At 54.3% G+C, this 20385-nt stretch carries 16 protein-coding genes; 3 read left to right on the top strand and 13 right to left on the bottom strand.

Annotation, left to right across the window (positions count from 1 at the left end; all coding sequences use genetic code 11):
- Positions 1-10: 10 nt before the first annotated feature.
- Complete coding sequence (locus tag Q8L25_RS00080) at positions 11-610, bottom strand: MarC family protein (RefSeq protein WP_308922986.1); 600 nt, start codon at positions 608-610, stop codon at positions 11-13.
- A gap of 88 nt (positions 611-698) precedes the next feature.
- Positions 699-1508 (bottom strand): helix-turn-helix transcriptional regulator, encoded by an 810-nt coding sequence (locus tag Q8L25_RS00075; protein ID WP_308922985.1) that lies wholly within the window; start codon positions 1506-1508, stop codon positions 699-701.
- A 99-nt stretch (positions 1509-1607) separates the two neighbouring features.
- Here Q8L25_RS00075 and Q8L25_RS00070 point away from each other — a divergent pair, with 99 nt between their 5' ends.
- Both Q8L25_RS00070 and Q8L25_RS00065 read left to right on the top strand, forming a co-directional pair.
- Positions 1608-2537, top strand: a complete 930-nt coding sequence (locus tag Q8L25_RS00070) for a DMT family transporter (RefSeq protein ID WP_308922984.1) — start codon at positions 1608-1610, stop codon at positions 2535-2537.
- A gap of 288 nt (positions 2538-2825) precedes the next feature.
- Complete coding sequence (locus tag Q8L25_RS00065) at positions 2826-4550, top strand: methyl-accepting chemotaxis protein (protein ID WP_308922983.1); 1725 nt, start codon at positions 2826-2828, stop codon at positions 4548-4550.
- A gap of 4 nt (positions 4551-4554) precedes the next feature.
- Here the strand turns inward: Q8L25_RS00065 and Q8L25_RS00060 are convergent, their stop codons facing one another.
- The 3 genes from Q8L25_RS00060 to Q8L25_RS00050 form a co-directional block, all read right to left on the bottom strand.
- Positions 4555-5703 carry an AI-2E family transporter gene (locus Q8L25_RS00060; RefSeq protein WP_308922982.1) on the bottom strand — a complete coding sequence of 383 codons (1149 nt, stop codon included), beginning with the start codon at positions 5701-5703 and terminating at the stop codon, positions 4555-4557.
- 129 nt (positions 5704-5832) lie between these two features.
- Complete coding sequence (locus Q8L25_RS00055) at positions 5833-6180, bottom strand: antitoxin VbhA family protein (protein WP_308922981.1); 348 nt, start codon at positions 6178-6180, stop codon at positions 5833-5835.
- Between the two features lie 46 nt (positions 6181-6226).
- A complete protein-coding gene (locus Q8L25_RS00050; protein WP_308922980.1) occupies positions 6227-7306 on the bottom strand; it encodes a DUF3427 domain-containing protein in 1080 nt (359 codons plus the stop codon).
- 34 nt (positions 7307-7340) lie between these two features.
- On the opposite strand from Q8L25_RS00050, the gene Q8L25_RS00045 reads away from it, so the two are divergent.
- Positions 7341-8509 (top strand): IS3 family transposase gene (locus tag Q8L25_RS00045; RefSeq protein ID WP_308921162.1). Its coding sequence is split into 2 segments (ribosomal slippage): positions 7341-7605 and positions 7605-8509, totalling 1170 coding nucleotides; the frame shifts between segments, so codons are not numbered across the junction.
- A gap of 14 nt (positions 8510-8523) precedes the next feature.
- Here Q8L25_RS00045 and Q8L25_RS00040 read toward each other — a convergent pair.
- From Q8L25_RS00040 to dnaA, 8 genes are all read right to left on the bottom strand, one after another.
- Positions 8524-11349, bottom strand: a complete 2826-nt coding sequence (locus Q8L25_RS00040) for a DEAD/DEAH box helicase family protein (protein ID WP_308922979.1) — start codon at positions 11347-11349, stop codon at positions 8524-8526.
- Positions 11350-11546: 197 nt separating this feature from the next.
- A complete protein-coding gene (locus tag Q8L25_RS00035) occupies positions 11547-12176 on the bottom strand; it encodes a DUF6602 domain-containing protein (protein WP_374694219.1) in 630 nt (209 codons plus the stop codon).
- Positions 12177-12299: 123 nt separating this feature from the next.
- Positions 12300-13502 carry a DGQHR domain-containing protein gene (locus Q8L25_RS00030; protein ID WP_308922978.1) on the bottom strand — a complete coding sequence of 401 codons (1203 nt, stop codon included), beginning with the start codon at positions 13500-13502 and terminating at the stop codon, positions 12300-12302.
- Entirely contained in the window at positions 13495-14052 is a 558-nt protein-coding gene (locus Q8L25_RS00025) for a hypothetical protein (protein ID WP_308922977.1), read from the bottom strand. The genes Q8L25_RS00030 and Q8L25_RS00025 overlap by 8 nt, the downstream gene beginning before the upstream one ends.
- Positions 14024-14833 (bottom strand): Dam family site-specific DNA-(adenine-N6)-methyltransferase, encoded by an 810-nt coding sequence (locus Q8L25_RS00020; RefSeq protein WP_308922976.1) that lies wholly within the window; start codon positions 14831-14833, stop codon positions 14024-14026. Before Q8L25_RS00020 ends, Q8L25_RS00025 begins: the two co-directional genes overlap by 29 nt.
- Before the next feature lie 259 nt (positions 14834-15092).
- Complete coding sequence (gene gyrB, locus Q8L25_RS00015; RefSeq protein WP_308922975.1) at positions 15093-17591, bottom strand: DNA topoisomerase (ATP-hydrolyzing) subunit B; 2499 nt, start codon at positions 17589-17591, stop codon at positions 15093-15095.
- A gap of 138 nt (positions 17592-17729) precedes the next feature.
- Positions 17730-18836 carry a DNA polymerase III subunit beta gene (gene dnaN, locus Q8L25_RS00010; protein WP_071075104.1) on the bottom strand — a complete coding sequence of 369 codons (1107 nt, stop codon included), beginning with the start codon at positions 18834-18836 and terminating at the stop codon, positions 17730-17732.
- A gap of 154 nt (positions 18837-18990) precedes the next feature.
- The gene (gene dnaA, locus Q8L25_RS00005) at positions 18991-20385 is read right to left on the bottom strand and encodes a chromosomal replication initiator protein DnaA (RefSeq protein ID WP_308922974.1); all 1395 of its coding nucleotides are present in this window, start codon (positions 20383-20385) and stop codon (positions 18991-18993) included.

Below are 20385 nucleotides of genomic sequence, written 5' to 3'. Positions count from 1 at the left end.
TTTCTCCGGTTTACACTGATTTCAAAAAGGCCCGTATGCCGGCCAGCAGCATCTCGATCGCCATTGCCGTCAGGATCAGGCCCATCAGGCGCTCGAAGGCGGTCATGACCCTCGGCCCCAGCGCGCGCTGCAGGCGTTCTGCGCTCAGGAACACCACCAGCCACACCAATGCTACCGCGCTCAAGCCCGCCACATGGGCGATCACCTCATCGACTTCGTGCGAAGAAAACAGCAGCACGGTGGCCAGCGCCGACGGCCCGGCCAGCGCGGGAATCGCCAGCGGCACGATAAACGGTTCGCCGGCGATATCGTGATCGCTATTGCCATTGCTGGGTTGCGGAAACACCATGCGCATGGCGATCAAAAACAGGATCACGCCGCCGCCGATGCGCAGCGCGACTTCCGATAGCTGCATGGCTTTCAGGAAATGGCGCCCAAAAAACATAAACAGCAGCAAGATGCCGAAGGCGATCGCGCATTCGCGCACCACCACCTTCCAGCGCCGTTCGACGGGCACGCTTTTCAGGGCATTGACGAACAGGGAAACGTTGCCGAACGGGTCGGTGACCAGCAACAGCAGGATAAAAGTCTGGAAGAAATTCTGGGTCATGTCAGTGTTGGTAGGGTTGCCAGCCGGTATAGACAACTACGGCTTCAAGGCTTGCGATGATAGCAAGCCAGATCGCAATCGCCCACGATTATTGATGCATAGCAGCATTTTTTTTGACCACTGTTGGCGCCGTGCGATAAAAGTCGGTCGGCGTGGTGCCGAAGTGTTTTTTGAACATCGCCGCAAACGCGCTCTGGCTGATATAGCCATTGTCCATCGCGACGTCGATCACCTTGGCCCCGTGAGCCAGCTGTTCCAGCGCGCGCAGCAGCCGCGCCTGCTGGCGCCACTGGCCGAAGCGCATGCCGGTCTGTTTCTGGAACAGCCGGTGCAGGCTGCGTTCGGTGATGTCCAAATGAGCGGCCCAATGCGCCACCGTCCGCTGTTCGCCGGGCTCCGCCATCAGGCGCGTGCAGATGCCGCGCAGGCGCGCATCGACTGGCAAGGGCAAATACAGGGGCAGCACCGGCAGGCTGTCGAGCTCGTGCAGCAGCAGTTGCAGCAAGTGCCAGTCGCGTCCGCCATCGGCAAAATCGGGCGCGATATCGACCGCCGCCACGATCAGCTGGCGCAGCAGCGGGCTGATCTCGAGCACACAGCTGTGGCGCGGCAGCAGCGGTGAATTCGCACAGTTGATGAACACGGTGCGCATTTTCACGGCGCCGCTCATGCGGATCTGGTGTTCCACGCCGGGCCGCAGCCATACGCCGCGCGTGGGCGGCACCACCCAGCGCCCGCTGTCGGTTTCGATCGTCATCACGCCGTCGATGGCGTAAAGCAGCTGGGCATGCGAATGCCGGTGCACGGAAATCACGTGACCGTGCGCATAGTCGATCGCCAGCGCCATGGCGCGCGCGGTGACGGGCAGCAGTTCCTGGTAGTGCGCTTCAGTGGTCATGATGAGTCAGTTTTGCGATAGCTTACGGCATATTAGCGCGAGAAGGCGCGGCGCGCCTGCGGCATGATGGTTTTCCCGCCATTGACACCGGAGCCATGCATGCTTGCCCACGACAAGATCCACCCCCACCATTATCTCTATCCCCTGGCCGCCATGCTGCTGTGGGCCGGCAATGTGGTGGTATCGAAGCTGGCCGCCGCCAGCATCGCCCCCACCGCCATCACCTTTTACCGGCTGGTGCTGGTGTTGCTGGTCATGACGCCCTTTGTTGCGCGCCCGCTGTGGCGCAACCGCGTGGCGATACGCCGCCACTGGTGGCAGCTGGCGTTGTGCGGCGTGATGGCGATGGCGCTGTTCCAGAGCCTGTCGTATCGCGCGGCGGAGAGCACCACCGCCACCAATATGGCCATCGTCACGGCGCTGGCGCCCTTGATGACGGCGATCCTCAGCGTGCTGCTGCTGGGCGAGCAATTGACGCTGGGCATGGCGCTTGGGGGCCTGCTGTCGTTTGGCGGCCTGCTGTACCTGGTGGGGCGCGGCGACATGCTGGTGCTGCTGCATGAAGGCGTGCATGCGGGCGACGCGCTGATGCTGCTCGCCTGCCTGGTGTTTGCCCTGTACGGCGTGCTGCTGCGCCGCTGGCGCCTGGCCGTGCCCGCCTGGCAAGCGATCTACTGCCAGGCCTGGGCGGCGCTGCTGTGCATGCTGCCGTTCTTCCTGCGCCTGCCGGCCGGCAGCGCGCCCTTGAACGAAGCCACCCTGCCGCTGATCGCCTATGCCGGCATTGGTTCGTCCATCGTGCTGTCGTATTTGTGGATCGAAGGCGTCAAGCGGCTGGGGCCGAACCGCTGCAGCATTTTCGTCAACCTGCTGCCGATACTGACGGCCTTGCTGGCCATCGTCTGGCTGCACGACACCCTGCATGCATTTCACCTGATCGGCGGCGGTATTTCCCTGCTGGGCGTGCTGCTGGCGCAGACGGTGCAGCGACCGGTGTTTGCACGCAATACCATTGCATCACAGGCATGAAAAGTGCGGCAACTGCACAAAAAAACATCAGGTGTTGGTGACAAAGCGTGATTTTTTGCCCAATATATTGCTACTCATAAATTTTCCCTGTAGTCTTGCAATCAAGAAATTAAACGCGCGAAGAACCCCTCTGTTTTTCGCGCTTCTCTTCTGATACGAGTGGGCCGCCTTTCCCCTGCCGCCGCACAACACTCCGTCACTTGCATACTCATACAACCGTTACGTCATGAAGCCGGCCGTTCCGCCAGGATCAGCGCCCTCATGCCGCGTATCTATCAAGGAAAATTTATGTTCTCCAAACTCACCATCAAGCTGCGCTTGATCGCCACCATGACCGTGCTCGGCGTGCTGATCGCCATCCTGGGCGGCATGAGCATCGTCGGCCTGAAATCGGCCAACAATACCTTGAACGAGGTCTACAGCAACCAGCTGGCGTCCACGCAAGCCATCGGCGAATCGCAGATCCTGCTGGGCCGCGCGCGCTTCACGATCGACCGCGCCGTGGTGCACCCGGAAGCGGCCGATGCCAAGGATATCGTCACGCGCGGCGAGCAATTCATCGACTCGTCGAACAAGTCCTGGAAAGTCTACCTGGCGCTGCCGCAGAGCCCGGAAGAAAAGGTGTTGTCCGACGACATGGACAAGAAGCGCAGCGATTACATCAACAACGGCCTGCTGGCCCTGGGCAAGGCCCTGCGCGAAGGCAAGGCGGAGCAGGCCGACAGCCTGATGATGAAGGGCATGACGCCGCTCTACCGTTCGATGGACGTGGCCGCTGAAAAGCTGACCCAGTTCCAGATCACCACGGCCGCCAGCATGTATGCCGGCAGCCAGGCCAAGTACGACACCCAGGTGGCGATGGCCATCGCCGGCCTGGTGATCGGCCTGCTGCTGATCGTCGTGTCCAGCATCCTGCTGCTGCGCGCCATCTTCCGTCCGCTGGACCAGGCGCTGCGCCACTTCGACGCGATTTCCGAGGGCAACCTGGCCAACGATATCGTCATCGAGCGCCAGGATGAAATGGGCGCCTTGCTGGGTGGCCTGAAACAGATGCAGGAACGCCTGTCGACCACCGTGCGCGGCGTGCGCGACGGCAGCGGCGCGATCGCCACCGCCAGCAATGAAATTGCCTCGGGCAATCTGGACCTGTCGAGCCGTACCGAACAGCAGGCGTCGAGCCTGGAAGAGACCGCCTCGTCGCTGGAAGAGCTGACCTCGACCGTGAAGCAGAATTCCGACAATGCGCGCCAGGCCAACCAGCTGGCCGTGTCGGCCTCGGACGTGGCCGTCAAGGGCGGCGCGCTGGTGGCGCAAGTGGTGGCCACCATGGGCACCATCAGCGACTCGTCGAAACAGATCGCCGACATTATCGGCGTGATCGACGGCATCGCCTTCCAGACGAATATTTTGGCATTGAACGCGGCGGTGGAAGCGGCGCGTGCGGGCGAGCAGGGCCGTGGCTTTGCGGTGGTCGCCACCGAAGTGCGCAACCTGGCGCACCGCTCGGCCAGTGCCGCGAAAGACATCAAGCAATTGATCGAAGCGTCGGTGCAGAACGTGGGCACCGGCAGCGACCTGGTGACGCAGACCGGCACCACGATGGACGAGATCGTATCGAGCATTCGCCGCGTGACCGACATCATGGGCGAGATCAGCGCCGCCGGTCGCGAGCAGGAACTGGGCATCAACCAGATCAACCAGGCCGTGGCCGAAATGGATACCGTCACGCAGCAGAACGCCGCGCTGGTGGAAGAAGCGGCCGCCGCTTCGGAATCGATGCAGGAACAGGCAGCGGCGCTGGCCGAAATGGTCAGCCGCTTCAAGCTCGACGCCAATCACAGCGCGCCAGTGGCACCGCCTGCATTGCGCAAACCGGCAGTGGCCGCGGCCAGGCCGGCTGCCGCCAAGCGCCCGGCCTTGAAACTGGCCAAGCCGGCCATGGCCAGCGCCGCCGCCAAGCCGCGCATGGCAAAACCTGCGGCCGACAGCAGCGGCGAGTGGGAAGAGTTCTAAACCGTTATACGTCGAGCGCGGTATGGCTGCGCTGCTCCAGCAGCAGCGCAGCTTCCTCGGCCGCCCTGGCGCGCGCGGCTTCCGCCGCCAGTTCCGCTTTCTCATGTGCATCATGGCGCGCCTGCAAGGCCGCCCTGGCGCGCACGAACACAATCTTGATCGCCGCCATCACCGGCACCGACAAAAAGATCCCCACCACGCCACCCAGCTGGTCGCCGGCCAGCAAGCCGACGATCACCATCAGCGGCGACACTTCCACGCCTTCGCTCATCAGGTAAGGATTGACCACATAATCCTGGAACAAGCGATACGCGGCAATAAAACCGATCAGCCAGAACACGTGTTCGAAGCCGCTGAAGCCGGCCACCACCACGGCAATGATCGCCGCCGCCAACGGCCCCGCAAACGGAATAAATTCCAGCAGCGCGGCGGCACCGGCCAGCAACAAGCCATACGGCACGCCCATCAGCGAAAACGCGACGCTATACGAGATAAACGTGGCGATCGACAACAGCAGCAAGGCGCGCACATAGCGCGACAGCAAGATGTCGAGGTCATCGATAATGGCGCCCCACAGCTTTTTATTCGGACGGTTCAGCAAGGACAGCAAGCCGTCGCGCATGTCCGGCCCTTCCTTGATCAGCAAAAAGCTCAGCACCGGCACCAGCACCAGATAGATCAGGTTGCTGGCCGCATGCATCACCGTCAGCCCCAGTTCCTTGGCCAGCGGCATCGCCTGCCCATTCCCGCCGCTCAGCTGCGTCTGCATGAACGACAGCAGCCGCGCGCGCAGCGGCTCCATGAATTCCGGCAGCGGTATGCGCTCGGCAAAGTTATTCCCCTTGAGCAGGGTCGGCAACTGATCGCTGAGCTTGATCGCCTCATCCTCGATGCGGGCGCCAAAAATCGAGCCCAGCACCGCCACCAGCAAGATCACCACCAGGAACACGATGCCGATATTGGCCGTGCGCGGCAAGCGCTTCGGCCCATACTTCTCCAGCAGCCCGATCAGCGGATACACCAGGTAACTGAAGAACACCGCAAACACCACCACGATCAAGGTCGACGACACCTTGTAGATAATGAACAGCAAGAAAGCGACAATAAACGCCGTCCACACCATCTTGGCGACGCGTAAGTTAAAACCGAACATAGAAGGTCCTTGGAGAGAGAGCTACCCAGGCTTTGCTGGGCCTGGATACAACGAGGTGCGCAAGGCGGGGGCAGGGCGTGGCGGCACAGTGGGAAATCATATCGCAGAATGGCAAAATGCTATTTTCATTTACGTCGGAGCAATTTTTGACCGCACTGCGTCCAAGTATTCGTCCATGGTGATGTCGCCATTCGCCCAACGCAGGGCGTGCCGTGCATCTTCTTCGCTGATCTTGCCGCCGGACAGCTCAACGTTCGCTCGCGCAAAGTCCAGGGCCTCATGCCGTTTGCGCTGTTCCGCGCTCATCCCTGCCCGTTGCAGCTTCTTCTGTTTTTGTTCTTCCTCGTAGGCCGGGATGCTGGCCGCATATTGCTCACGCATGCGCTGGAAGGCGGCGGCGTCGCTTTGCTGCGCCGTGATGGCGTACTCACAAGCACGAGCGGCATGCAGGGCACTCTCTCCTTTGGTCGTGGTCATTATTTGCTCCTTCCTGTGTAGCGCTCACGCTTCGATAAAGCAAGTGCTATGGCGTGGCCAAGCTAAATACGACGCTCATCGGACTACTGCCTTCGTGACTCTCGTATCGTACCGGACCGTGATAAACGAAGGGCGCACCTTTGCCGTTGTGTAGCCTAGACTCTCTTACAAACAAGTGGATCGCGAGTCCTTTTTGCTCGTGCTCGATAATGTCTCGTCCCCTTTTGTTAATCGGTGTTGTGGAGTTTTGGCTTTGCCAATGAAAGGTGCTGTCATCGATCCAATGATCGAGATAGCGATGATCTGCAACCTTGCCTTGCTTATTTAGCGTTACCAGCAACACGATAGCGTTTTTGCTGGCCAGCGTCACATGGCCGGCATTCCAACTGCCGCTGTTAAAGGTCTCGCCAAATAGCGGCGCAATATCCTCGCGCTTGAACGACTGTCCTACAGCCAGATCGAGCGGATTAACAACGGCTTTAAAGCGCGCCAAGGTGTGCATGTCCTCGGTGGCATCCATGTCCTGATAGTCTGGATTGGTTGCATGCAGCACATAGCTGCCGCCAGGTGTTTTGACGATATGGCGCAGCAAATACTGGAAGCCATCACCGGCATCGTCTTGACGCTCGATCGCCATCACCGATCCCGTTATCGAGCCGGCATTGGTGGAGGTGATATGTTCCAGTAGCAGGTAATCGCCATCCTGAATCGGATGTTTACCCCCGTTCATGGAGTTGCCCGATGCCCGAGCGATAAAGTGCCGATGCGGATCGACATGTCCGTAGCTGATCGGCAGGCTGCGGTACTCTTCAGCATCCACAGTGCCAGTCTTAAAGTGACCGCAGGCGATCTTCAAATTTGGGAAATAGGGGAGCGAGGTCAGATTGTTTGCCTTGTCGCTGCGAACAAACGGAATCACATTACTCGGTACCTCGGCTTGGATGCGACGAATTTCATAGGCGGCCAAGCGGTAATCGATGATCTCTTGCACCATCAGTTCGAATTTTTGTCGGTGGCCATCAGCGAGTGTAAAGACAGCTTCAAATCGCCCATCTTTGATTCGGAAATCGCTATTTTTACTTGTGCTATTACCGCCTGTCTGAGGTACCCTGACTTTTTCGGACACTCTAGTTTGGTAAACTTCACCAACTGGAGAACTTATGACACGCTCAACAACATACACACCGGAGCTTCGGGAAGAAGCGGTAAAACTGGTCCTGACACAAGGCCTGACGCTGGAAGACGCCGCGTTGCGTCTCACCATTCCCAAGGGCACGCTAGCGAACTGGGTCAGTGCGGCAAGGCGCGGCACGTCGCCCAAAGTAGCCCCTGGTAGCCGCTCCGTGCCGGAGCTTGAGGCTGAGGTAACCAAGCTGCGCAAAGAGCTTGCCGAGGCACGCATGGAGCGCGATATCGTAAAAAAAGCGGCAGCGTACTTTGCGCGGGAGTCGCTGCCAAGTACGCGGTCATGAAGACCTTGCGACTCGAATTTCCTGTCACCATCATGTGCCGCGTCTTTGGCGTCTCGCGCAGCGGTTTCTACGCTTGGTCGAACGGCAAACCGTCGCAGCGGGCGCAGGACGACGCACGCCTGAAGGTCGCCATCGAGGCCGTGCACGCGCAGAGCCGGCAGACTTATGGCCCGTTGCGCATGCAGCCGGAACTGACGGCGCAAGGCTTTCCGGCCGGCCGTGATCGTATCGTCCGTCTGCGTCGCGAGCTCGCCCTGCGCTGCAAGCAAAAGCGCAAGTTCAAGGCCACCACGAACTCGAATCATGACCTGCCGGTGGCCGACAACCTGCTCAATCAGACTTTCGCGCCGACCCGGCCGAACGAAGCCTGGGTGACCGACATCACCTATGTGGCGACCGGCGAGGGCTGGCTTTACCTGGCCGGTATCAAGGACGTGTTCACCTGCGAGCTGGTGGGCTACGCGATGGACGAGCGCATGACGCAAACGCTGACGGCAACAGCACTGTGGAAGGCCGTGCGCAACAAACGCCCCGCGCCGGGCTTGATTCACCACTCCGACCGTGGCAGTCAGTATTGCGCCCACGACTATCAGAAACTGGTGACGCAGTTCGGCATGAAGCCGTCCATGTCGCGCCGAGGAAACTGCTATGACAACGCGCCCATGGAAAGCTTCTGGGGCAGCCTGAAAAACGAGCTGGTGCACCATCAACGTTACGCGACCCGGGCCGACGCGAAAGCCGCAATACAGGAATATATCGAAAGCTTTTACAACCGCCAGCGACGCCATTCGCGCCTTGGCAATGTTCCGCCCGCGTTGTTCGCTGAAAAATTCAGCAAACAGCCGCGGGTGGCTTGAAACAAGAGTGTCCGCTATTGACAGTACACCTCAGTCCAAGCGTTGATCGGATTGCCGGACCAGTAGCGTAGCCATGCCTCGCTATGACCATTTCCTGAGCGAAGTGCTTCCGGAAGATCTCCCAGAAGTGCACGTCGCCGTTGCAGTACTTGCCAAGAACGCTCGGAGAGCGCGGCGACTGTTGGTGGCGTATCCCAACCGTCGATTTCCTGAAATGCTTCAAGCAATACCATCTTGAAGCTCTTGTTCATATTGGTAATTTCCAATTCGCGCAAGAAGCTACGATGCTTGGTAGCGATGACTTGCTCGTCTGCGTCAAGGTCATCCATGGCCTGAACGAGAGCGTACCAATCACCATACTCTTTGCGCATGGCTGGCATGCTCGCGCCAGCCCGGTAAAACTCGGCCAAGGCGGGGCGCCGACCGAAGCTATCACGCAAGGCGACGTATTCGTTCTTTGTTCCGTCGCTGTCCAGCGACTTGAGAAAATCGATCAATTCCAAATCGTAGTTGACGAAGCATCCCTCGGGCAGTTCAAGCTGATTCGCCTCTGCCTTACGCGCAAAATCCGCTAATTTTTTGTAGCTGGCGTCGATCTCAAACAAGGCCTCCGGCTTGTGAAGGAAGCTCTTGTGATTACCGATAAAGTCCAAAATAACCAAGCGTTCTTTGCCTTCACTTTTGCGCAAGCCTCGACCCAGCTGCTGCAGAAACAGAATTTTAGATTCGGTAGGGCGCAGCATCATGACGGTATCGATAGCCGGTAGGTCGACGCCTTCATTAAACAGGTCGACAGAAAAAATCACCGCAAGGCGTCCGTTGCGCAAGCGCTCCAGCGCATCGGCGCGGCTCATGGGCGAACCGGCATACACCGCTGCGCAATCGATGCCCGCCTTGGCAAACTGTGCGGCCATAAATTCGGCATGGACCACCGAGACACAAAATGCCAGTGTGCGCTGCTGTTTGTAGCGCTGCCATTCTGTCAGCGCATGCTTGGCGCGAGCCAGCGTCGCCAGCTTATTACTCAGCTGGTCGAGATCGAATCGACCGCTACGCCATGGCAGCTCAGCATAATCCACCGAGCTGTCGAAGATGCCATAGTAGTGAAACGGCACCAGGAGCTTGGCCCTGATGCCGTCGAATAGCCCACGCGTAAAGACGAGATTGTCATCGCAAAGAGACAGAATATCGGATTGATCCGAGCGATCCGGCGTTGCCGTGAGACCCAGCAAAAAATTCGGCGAAAAATAAGACAGTAGGCGGCGGTAAGTCGGCGCAGCAGCATGATGAAATTCGTCGACGACGATATAGTCAAAATGGTCTGGTGCGTAGCGCTCCAAATGCTTTTCTTGCCCCAGCGTCTGAATAGAAGCACAGAGTATTTCCGCTTCCATATCTTTGGTTTGGCCGGCATAAAATCCCACGCGCGCATTCGGACGAATTCTAAGAAACGTCTCGGCCGCCTGGTTCAAAATCTCTTCTCGATGAGCGACAAATAAGACGCGGCGCGCGCCCAACTGCCTCGCATCGAATGCGGCCAGCCATGTTTTTCCAAGTCCGGTTGCCAGCACAACTAAACCGCGTCTAAACCCTTCATCGCGTGTCGCGCGTAGAGCGAACAAGGCCTCGATTTGCACGGTTGATGGCGTCGGTGGAGCATCTTGCTCCAGGCTACCTGGCGCTACCGCCATCGGCAAGGGAACGCGGCGTGCATCGTACTGGGCGATCCACTCATCCGTTAGGGGAATACAGCGAGGATGGACGAACAATTCTTCGAATCTGGAGCGGGCTTCAAGATAGCCGTTATCGCCCGGATAATCGATTCGGTAGTTCCATTCCAAGCCATTCGTTAGCGCTTGCCTGCTGATATTGCTGGAGCCGATAAATGCTGTGCCGCTTAGTACGCTCTGGTCATTGAGTTGCGCGAACAGATAGGCTTTGAGGTGAAAACTACTGCCAGCCGACTCGTACACTTTAACCTGCGCGCCTTGCGCTTGCAGTAGCATCAACAAGCGCAAGGCCTCGGTATCGGTCACGTCTAAATAGTCGCTCGTCAGCACACGTACACGCGCCGGGTCGCGTTTCAATTCCTTATCACCTTTGAGCGCACTTTGCAGGTCTGGCAGTAGCAGCCGTAGCCCAGTCGTCTTAACGAAGGCGACCGCTAAATCAATCTCGGAAGCTTGGTTGATAGAACTGCTGAGGTGCGGCAAAAACGGATCGCTGCCGCCCGTAATCAGATGATTTTGCGGCGCGACTGCACGGCGCACTAGAGCGTTGAGCCATTGCTCCGTGCGTCCTGGGCGCTGATCGCTGGACTGCCAACATTCGACCCGGTCAACATCAGCCAGGCCAGCAAACAACTCGCGCAACTGCGGCTCTTCAACGTCCGTAAAATGACGCCCATCTTGCACGCGCTCGCTGGTTCCCAGCTTAAAACTGAGATAAAACACCCCACCGGGTTTCAGCGCATTCCATAGACCAGCTAGTGCTGCTGGTAGCTCTGCTTGCGGAACATGCAGCAAGCTAGCGCAGGCCCAAATACCGTCGTAGCAAGCGTGTTCTTTGACATCGGCAAAAGTGCGTAATTGAACATCAAGGCCTGTATGCTCTCTGGCTAACTGTACCAGCTCGTGTGAAGCGTCAAAGGCGGTAACACGATAGCCTTTATCGAGAAAAGCTTTGGCATCTCGTCCTGAGCCACAACCAGCATCTAACACCGTGCCACCAGCGCTTACCGCAGACAAGAATCGATCATACAATGCTGACATGTCGACATTGGCGGTATGGCTAAAGAAGTGAATCGCATTTTTGTTATAGTAGTTAAGAGTGGATGTCATCTTGCTTTTTAAACAGAGGTAAAAGCGATGTATATGTGTATCAAGAAAAATAAAAGTTAAATCATGCCGTATATAATATTTTCGTCAACTTGGAGACTATTATGGAAAAACTTAATGGCGAATAAAAAAATTTCAAATGGTAAAATCAGATGAGCTTGAAACCTAGCGCGCACGTCGCGTCATAGAATATGGTGAAATCATTGGCAGTGTCCGTCAAATTCTATGCTACCTATCAACCGTACCTCTTTTCCATTTTCTGGAAACCATACACTTTCGCGCCGCACTTCGTCATTTGGTGCAAGATGAGTTATAAGATTGTGCACAAAATAACCTTGTGCCATTTCAGGCAAGTTGTATTCATGCCATTGTTGATAGGTGCGTAGCCCGGTATTAGGATCACAACTCCAAAATTTTACAAACTGCGAAGGACCAGCCGATATATGATCAATAATTCTTAGATGATTACCACCGGCACCCTCAAATACTTTCATAAGTATATTTCCCCAGCATATTTCATCATATATGAAAAGACCAGTGAATACCTTCCTACTGTTGATCGTAGCATCTCTAGTCATCTCAGCAATATCGCCGAGTTTATTGACTGCTTTCAGAAACGTTGTTCGAGTTACCGATGTCTTAACCTCAATAATTGCGCGACACGCAGATGGACTTATAAAAACTAAGTCTCCATCTTTGTACAAGACAGGATATGAATTATCGTAAATAAGAATGTCAATTTGGGTGCTCGATTGATTTTTATTTACAATAAACCCGCGACCTACTGACATGTTAAGGGGAGCAGAGCGCTGAATAATTGTCCGGAGCACGGACTCTTTCCATTCTCCATCGGTTTACCAATGTTGGTCGCGTATTAAGTGTCGAACTCGATTCTTTAGAGAGTCGAGTTCGGTAGTAATAGAACGAAAGTATTTTTCAATCTGCATAAGTTATCAGGATTTTGAATTTAAAGAAAATTCAAAAATTAATTTTTTGTAAAGTTTTGATTCTCCACTAGATCCTGGTGGGAAATTGTTGATGTTGAAATCATCGTCTAATATATTAATATTTTTAAAAATAGTTAAAAATTCATTTTTTTCTACGTGACGTCCAATTTTTTCCTTTGCCAAGAAAATATATGCCGTAGGTAAAAATCGCATAAACGCTTTAATTCCATTGGTGCGTTTAATTATATTTCCTCTTTCTTTATTATCCCAAGCGATAGGCCATCGTTCTTTTATTGATGCAAAGTATGACCATATAATTTTTGTAATAATTTCATCTTCTTCATTTACAAATAATCCTCTGAATATTTGTTGTTGTAATTCTTGAAGTGTCGGCTGACGAAGTTTTTTCCCTTTTTTAAGTACGTGTACATCAAGGGCAGGATTTTTTGAGTAAAGAGGTATTATTGAATCAACTATTGTCGCTTGAGTTAACGTTTCTCCAATACGTCCTTGTGTTGCAACTCCAAGTCGTTTTATATTTTGAAAAAACGGGCTTCGAGTTGCTTGGTCCAAAACAACTGCTACATTGTGAGCAGTTTTGAATGGGCTACGCGATTTCGAAAGCTCAGCCAAATCATACACTAGACTTCTATTTACCTTAGTTTGGGCAAGATTTACCGTAGCGAAAATATTTGCTTGCTCAGCAATGTCCGCACCTATAAAAATAGAAACGTTAATATCAAATTTTAGAGGAGCTCCATCATCTTCAAGTGGTAATTGAAAATTATCGCCCTCTGAAAGTCCGGTTACTCTGTGCTGTCCATCTAATATTTTTGCAATCGTACGCCTATAAATATTATTTTCTTCATCAAGATCATCAATATATTCTTTTATAATTAATTTTTTATTATTTGGATCCCACTCCGCGCATTCATTAGGAATTGCTAAAATTACAGAAGTAGGAAAAGTAGCATCTGGGGAACGAACATATGATTTTATTTCCTCAATTCTATCTGGCTTAATTTCCCGTTGAATTCCCATGTATGCATCAAGACTTCCTTCTTTACCGAACTCACGCACATCGGTATAGCAAATCTCGGTTAATTCGTTATGTGGAATTACAGCTATAAAAAAATCACCAATAGGTTGAGATACTTTCAATGCATCTATGCTAATGGACCATTCTTTTTTTTCGGTGAATTTACTCATGAAATCCCTCCAGTGCTTTTAGTATTTCATTTTGTTTCAATTGTTCTTTTCCAGTATCGGCGTAGCTAAATTCTATGTTTCTATATAAAATAGATAATAACCAGAAAAATAAAGTAATCCCATAAATGAGCAAGGAAATTGAATTTATTAAGTTATGATTATGTATTTGCTTTGTTAAATTAAGTGTGTGAATTACAAGACTTAGTATTCCAGCAGCTACCGTGATAATTAAGAAAATAACAAAATCTGGAAATTTTGAATCTCGATAATGAAATTCAATCAGTAAATAAATGAGTGCACCCAAAAGGCTACAAATATAAATATATATTTCTCCTCCTGCAAGCGACTTCTTAACGATTTCTAAAAAGACGTCTTCACTATTTATCATCCGAATAAGAATTTGCAAAATAATTGGAGACCATGAAGCCACTAAGCATATAAAAAATTCTATAAAACTTTTTTTGTAATTGTTTTTTTTGACATGTTTAAGACCCGATAATCCTGGAACTTTATAGATAAAGTTAGTAAGATAAAACCAAAAGCTCTTCATAAAGCCCTCTTTTTTCTTTAGAACCTGCTATAACACTATTTCTTGAAAGCGTATCATGTTTCATATTGGGATAAAGTTCACGAACAGAATCATGTGCTGCATTTGTCAGTATAATTTTCGCCCCGCGTTTACTAGCAGCATGAATTGCATTACTCAACCTAATTTGATCTTCCCAAGAAAAAATATTTTCGTTATATTTAATAAAACCATTGAAATTATGTTTTACAGTGTAAGGAGGGTCTGCAAATATTAAGTCTCCGTCCCCACATTTTTTTATAGATTCTTCAAAATCGCCACAAAATATATCTGCATTTCGCAAAGTGTTTGATATGACATCAAACCGATCAGATTCTAAAATAACATTTTTTTTTGTTCCAATTGGAACATTAAATTTCCCATTCTTATTTACCCTATAAAGTCCATTCCAGCAAGTTCGATTTAAATAAATAAATCTTGCTGCAGAAGTAAAGCTATTTCTAGTAACTAATCCGCGGATTTTATAGTAATAATCGAAACTATGATTTTTGTGATGAATTTTAAGCAGGTTGCTTACTCGTTGCCAATCATCACGAATCGCTATATAGGCATTGATTAAGTCTAAGTTCAAATCAGATAAAATTGCTTTTTCAGGGTTTAAAGAGAAATAAATTGCTCCACTTCCTAAGAAAGGCTCTACATATCTCTTATAGGATATTTTTTTTGTATGAGCAATGAGAGACGCAGCCAACCATCGTTTTCCCCCTGCCCACTTCAAAAATGGTAATGCTGCGATACTGCTCATTTTTAACCTTATAAAATAACACTTAGTGACTATTTTGCGCGCAAATTGTACTATATAATGTACTTTGGTATGAATTTTCTGCTATCTATTGTAATATAGGTCAAGGAATTACTAAAGAAGAATGTATAATCTAGATCTATAGTGAGCTATATTTTTTACTTAATTAGAGGTCAAATATTTTTCAGTAGGTTCTAGGAATGCACTGTTGAAATAAAAAATGGCCTCACAAGAGGCCATTTTTAAGGTATGAATTTTTAATTTAAACGTCAATATTCCCCGCCCGTAACGCATTGTTCTCAATAAACGCCCTACGCGGCTCCACATCATCGCCCATCAAGGTGGTAAAGATCTGGTCCGCAGCAATCGCGTCCTCGATCTGCACCTTCAGCAAACGGCGTACGGTTGGGTCCATGGTGGTTTCCCACAGCTGGTCCGGGTTCATTTCGCCCAGTCCTTTGTAGCGCTGTTTCGAGACTGTGCGTTCGGCTTCGTCGCGTAGCCATTGCATGGCCTGGTGGAAGTCGGTAACGGCGATTTCCTTGACGCGCTCGCCTTCGCCGCGGCGCACGAATGCGCCTTCACCCATCAGGCCTTCGAAAGTGGCTGCGCCGGTGCTCAGCACTGCGTAGTCGGGGCCTTGGACGAAGTCGGCGTCGATGGAGCTCACTTTCACGTTGCCGTGGTGCATGCGCTCGATGCGCAGCATGTGTTTTTCGGACAGGTCGTCCGAGCGCACCAGAACTTTGACGGCCGTGTCGTTGATGGCTGCCTGCAGGGCTTGCGCCGAGGTTTCGGCCAGGTCCAGGGTCGACAGGTCCAGCTGTACGCCGGTCATGATGGCGGTCAGGGCGGCGCGGTCGATCACGCGGGTCAGGCGGGTCATGATGGTGTTCGACAGGTTGAACTTGCGCACCAGTTCGGCCAGGGTGTCGCCCGAGATGCCTTCGGCGCCTTCGCGCGGCACCAGCACGGCGGTGTTCAGCGCCACCGTCATCATGTAGGTGGCTTCTTCGGCGTCATCTTTCAGGTAGCGCTCGTCGCGGCCGGCTTTCACCTTGTACAGCGGCGGTTGCGCGATGTAGATGTGGCCGCGTTCGACCAGCTGCGGCATCTGGCGGTAGAACAGGGTCAGCAGCAGGGTGCGGATGTGGGCGCCGTCGACGTCCGCATCGGTCATGATGATGATGCGGTGGTAGCGCAGCTTGTCGGCGTTGAATTCGTCCGGACCGATCGAGGTGCCGAGCGTCGCGATCAACGTGGTGATCTGCTCCGAGGACAGCATTTTTTCGAAACGCGCTTTCTCGACGTTCAAGACCTTGCCGCGCAGCGGCAGGATGGCCTGGAACTTGCGGTCGCGCCCTTGCTTGGCCGAGCCACCTGCCGAGTCACCCTCGACGATGTACAGTTCGCACAGGGCGGGGTCTTTTTCCTGGCAGTCGGCCAGCTTGGCCGACAGGCCCAGGCCGTCCATGATGCCCTTGCGGCGGGTCAGGTCGCGGGCCTTGCGGGCCGCTTCGCGCGCGCGCGCCGCTTCGACGATCTTGCCGCAGATGATCTTGGCGTCGTTCGGTTTTTCCTGCAGGTAGTCGGCCAGGGTCTTGGCGACGATCTCTTCGACCGGGCCGCGCACTTCGGAGGACACCAGCTTGTCTTTCGTCTGCGACGAGAATTTCGGTTCCGGCACTTTCACCGACAGCACGCAGGTCAGGCCTTCGCGCATGTCGTCGCCGGTGATTTCCACTTTCGCCTTCTTGGCGAACTCGTGTTCATCGATATATTTGTTGATCACGCGCGTCATCGCCGCGCGCAGGCCCGTCAGGTGGGTGCCGCCGTCGCGTTGCGGGATGTTGTTGGTGAAGCACAGCACCTGTTCGTTGTAGGCGTCGTTCCACTGCATCGACACGTCGACCGAGATATTCGTGTTCTGGTCCGACATGCGCTCGCCGGTGGCCTGGAAAATGGTCGGGTGCAAGACCGATTTGGCCTTGTTGATGTATTCCACGAAGCCGCGCGTGCCGCCTTCGAAGGCGAAAATTTCTTCCTTGCCGGTGCGCTGGTCGGACAGGCGGATGTTGACGCCATTGTTCAGGAACGACAGTTCGCGGATGCGCTTGGCCAGGATTTCGTAGTGGAATTCCACGTGCGTGAAAATCTCTTCGTCGGCCCAGAAATGCACGTCGGTGCCGCGCTTGTCGGTGTCGCCGATCACCTGGATAGGGGACGTCGCCACGCCATCGACCATTTCGATGATGCGGTTTTGCGGCACGCCACGCACGAATTCCATGTAATGGACTTTGCCGTTGCGGCGGATGGTCAGTTTCAGCAGTTTCGACAAGCCGTTGACGCACGATACGCCCACGCCGTGCAGGCCGCCCGAGACTTTATAGGAGTTCTGGTCGAACTTGCCGCCGGCATGCAGTTCCGTCATGACGATTTCGGCGGCCGAGCGTTTCGGGTCGTGCTTGTCGTCCATTTTCAGGCCGGTCGGCACGCCGCGGCCATTGTCGGTGATCGAGATCGAGTTGTCGCTGTGGATGGTGACGTGGATTTCGGTGCAATGGCCGGCCAGCGATTCATCGATCGAGTTGTCCAGCACTTCGAACACCAAGTGGTGCAAGCCGGTGCCGTCCGAGGTGTCGCCAATATACATGCCCGGGCGTTTGCGTACGGCTTCCAGGCCTTCCAGAATCTGGATGGAGGAGGCGCCGTATTCTTCCGTTTTGGCCTGGATCGGGGTGTCTTGTGGATTCTCGGACATGGACTGCTTTCTCAAATAGCGATTACTGATTGATTCGGGACTGCTGGCGGATGACCGTAGGTCGGGTTAGCCGGAACGGCGTAACCCGACATGGCCGCCGGGTGCGTCGGATTACGCTTCGCTAATCCGACCTACCTTCTATATCCGCATCGGCATGACAACGTACTTGAAGTCGGCGTTGTCAGGGATGGAGATCAGCGCGGACGAGTTCGAATCGCCCAGCGCGATGTTGACGTATTCGCACTTCAGGTTGTTCAGCACGTCGAGCAGATAGGTGACGTTGAAGCCGATGTCGACCGAGTCGCCGCCGTAGTCGATTTCCAGTTCCTCGACCGCTTCTTCCTGGTCGGCATTGGTCGAGCTGATCTTCATGCTGCCCGGGGTGATAATGCAGCGCACGCCCTTGAACTTGTCGCTGGTCATGATGGCGGCGCGTTGCAGCGAGCGCAGCAGTTCATCGCGGCCGATGGTGAAGTCGTTTTTGTAGCCCTTCGGAATCACGCGCGTGTAGTCGGGGAACTTGCCTTCCACCAGTTTCGAGATCAGCTCGATGTCGGCAAAGGTCAGTTTCACCTGGTTGGCGGCGATGTCCAGCTGGACCGGCTCGTCGTTTTCTTCCAGCAGGCGCTGCAGTTCGATAATCGTCTTGCGCGGAATAATCACTTCCTGGCGCGCGAAGGTCTGCTCGGTGGCGACCTGGCAGAAGGCCAGGCGGTGGCCGTCGGTGGCCACGGCGATGACATTATTGCCATCCAGAACCAGCAGCAGGCCGTTCAGGTAGTAGCGGATGTCTTGCTGCGCCATCGAGAAATGCACCATGTTGAACAGGTGCTTCAGGGTTTTCTGGGGCAGGGTGACGGACGCGTTATAGCTTTCCGCCTGTTGCACGGTTGGAAATTCTTCCGCCGCCAGGGTCTGCAGGGCGAAGCGCGACTTGCCGGTTTGCACGGTCAGGCGCTTGTTGAGCAGGGTCATGGTGACGTCGCCCGACTCGGGCAGCGCGCGCAAAATATCCAGCAGCTTGCGTGCGGCCACGGTGGTGCCGGTCACATCGGCGCCGGAGCCGATCTGGGCGTGCGTGGTGATCTGCACTTCGGTGTCGGTCGACAGGAAAGAAACATTTTCACCGTCTTTGCGGATGAGGATATTGGCCAGAATCGGCATAGTGTGCCGACGCTCGACAATACCGCTCACGATCTGCAGTGGCCGGAGAAGGGTATCTCGGGTGGTTTTGACCAATTGCATAGTTATCCTCAGGTTGGGTATGTAGTTGAAGAAGGTAATAATTCACAATCATTGCAAGGGAGCACCGGCAAGGCTCGCTGTTTGCTGCTGCGGGCGCCCTACTAGATCATAAGGGTAAAGCACGTTTTGAGCCAGCCTTGCCAAGATGCCGGGCTTAGCCCTTCAATGTTTGCTCCAGCACATGCAACTCATGGTTGCATTCCGGGTTTTTGGTGCGATCCAGGGCGATCTTGCGCACGGCGTGCAGCACGGTCGTGTGGTCGCGGCCGCCGAACAGTTCGCCGATCTCCGGCAAGCTCTTCTGCGTCAATTCCTTGGCCAGGTACATGGCGATCTGGCGCGGCCGCGCAATATTGGCGGGCCGGCGCTTCGAATACATGTCGGCGACCTTGATATTGAAGAAGTCGGCCACGGTTTTTTGGATGTTTTCCACGGAAATCTGGCGATTCTGTACCGACAGCAAGTCCTTCAGGGCTTCCTTGACGATGTCGATCGTGATGTCCTTGCCGTGGAAACGCGAGTACGCCAGGATCTTGCGCAGCGCGCCTTCCAGTTCGCGCACGTTCGAGCGCAAGTGCTTGGCCACAAAGAACGCCACGTCATCCGAGAAGGTCACGCCTTCCTGCTTGGCTTTTTTCAGCAGGATCGCCACGCGCATTTCCAGTTCCGGCGGCTCGATCGCCACCGTCAGGCCGGAATCGAAGCGCGAGATCAGGCGGTCGTCCATGCCGGTGATTTCCTTCGGATAGGTATCCGAGGTGATGATGATCTGTTTCTTGGCCGCGATCAGGGCTTCGAAGGCATAGAAGAATTCTTCCTGCGTCCGGCTCTTGCCGCCAAAAAACTGGATATCATCGATCAGCAGCATGTCGAGCGAGTGATAGTAGTGCTTGAAGTCGTCGAAACCCTTGCGCTGGTAAGCGGTCACTACGTCGCGTACATACTGTTCCGCGTGGATGTAGCGGATCTTCGCGCCCGGATTGTCGGCCATCACCTGATTGCCGATGGCGTGGATCAAGTGGGTTTTACCGAGGCCGACGCCGCCGTAGAAGAACAGCGGGTTGTACGACACGCCCGGGTTGTTCGCCACCTGGATCGCGGCGGCGCGCGCCAGCTGGTTGGCCTTGCCGGTAACAAAACTGTCGAAGGTCAGGTCGGTGTTGATGCGGCTCTGCTCGCGCCGTGGCGCGGCGCCGATGCTCAGTTCCGGCACGCTCGGCTGCGGCTCCGCGGCGCGCGCGCTGGGCGCGCCACCGTTCGGATCGCTGGCCGGGGTGCTGGCGGCAACCGGCTTCTTCGGCAGGGCCAGGCGCGGGTCGAGCACGAACTGCACCTCGGTCGGCGCTTCGAAGTAGTCAATTGCAAGAGCGGTAATGCGGCTGGCGAACTGGGTCTTGACCCAATCGAGCTTGAATCGATTGGGCGCAGCAATGCGCAGCTTGCCCTCTTCGTAGTCGAGAGGGATAAGCGGTTTTATCCACGCACTGAATTGTTGCGGTGTCAGCTCCAGTTCCAACTGCGCGGAACAGGCCTGCCAGAAATTGTCCAT

The organism is Janthinobacterium sp. J1-1 (genome assembly GCF_030944405.1).
Classification (GTDB): domain Bacteria; phylum Pseudomonadota; class Gammaproteobacteria; order Burkholderiales; family Burkholderiaceae_D; genus Janthinobacterium.
This window is presented reverse-complemented; position numbering and strand designations above follow the sequence as displayed.